This window comes from Parapedobacter lycopersici (genome assembly GCF_040395035.1).
Classification (GTDB): domain Bacteria; phylum Bacteroidota; class Bacteroidia; order Sphingobacteriales; family Sphingobacteriaceae; genus Parapedobacter; species Parapedobacter lycopersici_A.
On the sequence record NZ_JBEBRB010000130.1, the window covers coordinates 1 to 3,025 of the forward strand.

At 53.5% G+C, this 3,025-nt stretch carries 2 protein-coding genes and 2 pseudogenes; 2 read left to right on the forward strand and 2 right to left on the reverse strand.

The window, feature by feature from the left end; all coding sequences use genetic code 11:
- Positions 1-733: pseudogene (locus ABWO75_RS13610) on the reverse strand (hypothetical protein); the annotation flags it as partial.
- Between the two features lie 61 nt (positions 734-794).
- Here ABWO75_RS13610 and ABWO75_RS13615 point away from each other — a divergent pair.
- Together ABWO75_RS13615 and miaA are read left to right on the forward strand one after the other, a co-directional pair.
- Positions 795-1,622: a hypothetical protein gene (locus tag ABWO75_RS13615; protein WP_353186420.1), complete on the forward strand. Its 828-nt coding sequence runs from the start codon at positions 795-797 to the stop codon at positions 1,620-1,622.
- A gap of 42 nt (positions 1,623-1,664) precedes the next feature.
- Positions 1,665-2,573, forward strand: a complete 909-nt coding sequence (gene miaA / locus ABWO75_RS13620) for a tRNA (adenosine(37)-N6)-dimethylallyltransferase MiaA (protein ID WP_353186422.1) — start codon at positions 1,665-1,667, stop codon at positions 2,571-2,573.
- Between the two features lie 234 nt (positions 2,574-2,807).
- Here miaA and ABWO75_RS13625 read toward each other — a convergent pair.
- Positions 2,808-3,025: pseudogene (locus ABWO75_RS13625) on the reverse strand (ribonuclease E/G); the annotation flags it as partial.

A 3,025-nucleotide genomic window follows, 5' to 3' on the forward strand; every position in this document is an offset into this window, starting at 1 on the left:
TGCCTCCTTTAATCGCCATAACCACGGCCCCGGGGGTAGCGTGTTCACGGACCGCCTCCATGGCGATGGCATCAATGTTAGCCGTCAGCTGTTGTGTATCTATTCCAAAAGCCGAAGCATCCGCGTATTCGAGCCGAGTCTGTGCTGTTCTGAAGCCAGCACCTTTTGCGTAACGCGTTGAAAATGTTTGGGGCAACTGCGCTGTACAGGAAATGCCGCCGAAGATCGACATCGCCACCTGACTGGCAGTCTCATTGGTAAGCGTGGAAGTCCAAAGGACCGGGAAACGGACGAAATCAACCGCACGCAGTCCGGAGCCATCACCGAAAACCGCTAAAACAACTTCCTTGCCCACCGCCTGGGTATGGATGAACTGCAACAACCGTTGATCATTCATGTCTGCATCGGAAACGGCGAAAATCAGGGTGTTATAAAACTTCAGGTCTTCATCCAGGTGGGTGCTCCCGTCTGGTTCAGCCGCCAGGGCAAAATGCGTGACGGGTGCATAACGCTCCAGCATGTTACCAAATGCATTGAACACCTCCCGATCGAGGTGACCGATGTGGGCGATCCGGCGGTCCTGCAATCCCTTCAAGGGGATGCTTTGCCCTTGATTGTTTAATAATACGGTATGATTGACCGGCACCTTCCCGGTTACCCCGGCACCAAAAACGGAGGAAATACACGCGATCGCCACGCCCATCATACCAATCAGTGTAATGGCTTTTTTCATCGTATAACGAATATCGATAATATTTACTAAAAATGGTGGTCTTCTTAAATTTTTATGATTTTTGTATTTACTCAGTTCACACGTGTCAGACAGCTCCTCATCGGTTTTTGCGTTCTCGATCGCATTGCAGCATAAGCTGCACATCGAAATCAGCACCTCACCCCTCATCGAAGGTGTTTGGCTATTACAGGCGGCTCCGCTACCTTTTCAGCTCATCTATTACGCCCTGCAGCCTTACCGCAGCAGGGTGCCGGCGACCCCGGGTATCCGCAGCATCCACATCGATGAGGACCGCTGGATCACGCGGCCGGAATTGCTGCTGAACCGCATTGCCGCCTTATCCGGACAGTCGCGTCGCCTGTATGCCCGGGATACCGTAGCCGCCCGCATCGATAAACCGACGGCTTTATCCTTCCAGGAAGAACATCATTTGCAGGTGCCGCTGCCCGGAAAATACCGGTTTGGTTTATTCCATCACGGCGAATTGACGGCAATAGCCCTGTTCAGTGGTGGGCGCAGCATGCACGACAGGCCCGTCGGACACCGGTCATTCGAGCTCCTTCGTTTCTGCCATAAACAGGGCGTTCATGTCGTGGGTGGATTCAGCAAGTTACTGGAAGCCTTTCAGCGCGCCTTCAATCCCGGGGATATCATGACCTATGCCGACAGCGATTGGTCCAACGGCAGCAGCTACCGGAAAGTGGGGTTTGTCCCGATAGCGGAAACACAGCCCCAGTTGTTCTGGGTGGATGCCCGGACTTTTACGCGATACCATGAAGGGAGACTGCCTCCGACACTTCATGGAATGCCACCGGCAGACCGACTGCGTGCCGGATTTATCCCGGTCTACAACGGGGGAAGCATTAAATTAGTGAAAATATCCGGTTAGCCGGTCACGCATCTTTTTCCTATATTCGAAATCGTTTTGGACGTGAAGAATACCCCACCGCTACTCGTAATTTTCGGACCCACCGCATCGGGCAAGACTTCCCTTGCAATTGCGGTTGCCAAACAGGTTAACGGGGAAATTATCAGCGCAGACTCCAGGCAGGTATACCGGGGCATGGATATCGGCACCGGAAAAGACCTGGAACTTTATCGGGACATCCCTTATCACCTCATCGATATCCGTGATGCAGGAGATACGTATCACGTTGCACAGTATCAGCAAGACTTCCGTGAAGCAATGAGCGCCGTAATCCGCCGCGGCAAGCAACCCATTTTATGCGGGGGTACGGGCCTGTACCTTCAGGCGGCGCTTTCAGGGTTTGCCTACAGCGGAGTACCCGTTGTGGCCGACCGCCGGGAGGCACTGGAAAAGCTGGATCGCGAAACCCTCGTCCGGCAGCTACAGGAGCTGCCCGTACCGCCGGGTTTTACGGCAGATACCAGCACTAAAAAACGGATAATCCGGGCCATCGAGATTGCCGAATGGCATCGGGAGCACCCGGTATCCCGGCCGGTACAACCCACAATTCCGGCGCAGGTGTTTGGCATCAACCCGCCGGTGGAGGTCCGCCGGCAACGCATAACCAACCGGTTGGTGGAGCGGCTGGATGCCGGGCTAATCGACGAGGTGCGGCAGCTACTGGACCGGGGCATTCCCCCCGAACAGCTCATACGGTACGGGTTGGAATACAAGTATACAACGCAATACCTCCTCGGCGAGCTTGACAATGATACGTTCTTCGCACGTCTTAATACCGAAATACATCGTTATGCGAAGCGGCAAATGACTTATTTCCGTAAGATGGAGAAAGACGGGTTAACCGTCCATTGGCTGCCGCAACGGTCGATAGCGGAAATGGCGGCCGCAATATTGGCACACTCCGGCCACTGAACCGGCCTCCCGCTCTCACCGAACATCCGGCAGCCAAAACCCGGAATGGTTCGATGTGAGTCCACGGTGAGTCCACATTAAGTCCACGGTGAGTCCACCTTTTTCAGGTTAAATCGTGGAGTCAGCCTGCTGGCATCCTGTACACAATGCGTAAGGATGCCGTACAATGGTACCGGCAGACAGCACGAAGCCCCGCAGCTACAGGCTACGGGGCTTCGTATCTAATGTTCGTTGCTACAATTTAATCTCAACGTCCTTACTGTTGAAGAAATGGAATTCCGTTAGGTAATATGCGGAAACCGGCTTTACCCGGATCCATCGGCCGAACTTGAAAAACCATTTTACCCGGCGGGACATTAATCCGGACCTGATGTAGGCGTAAATATAGGGGTGCACACATAGCGTAATGTCCCTTTCATTCTGTTCTTTAAGAATAAAACTCAGGTTATTCT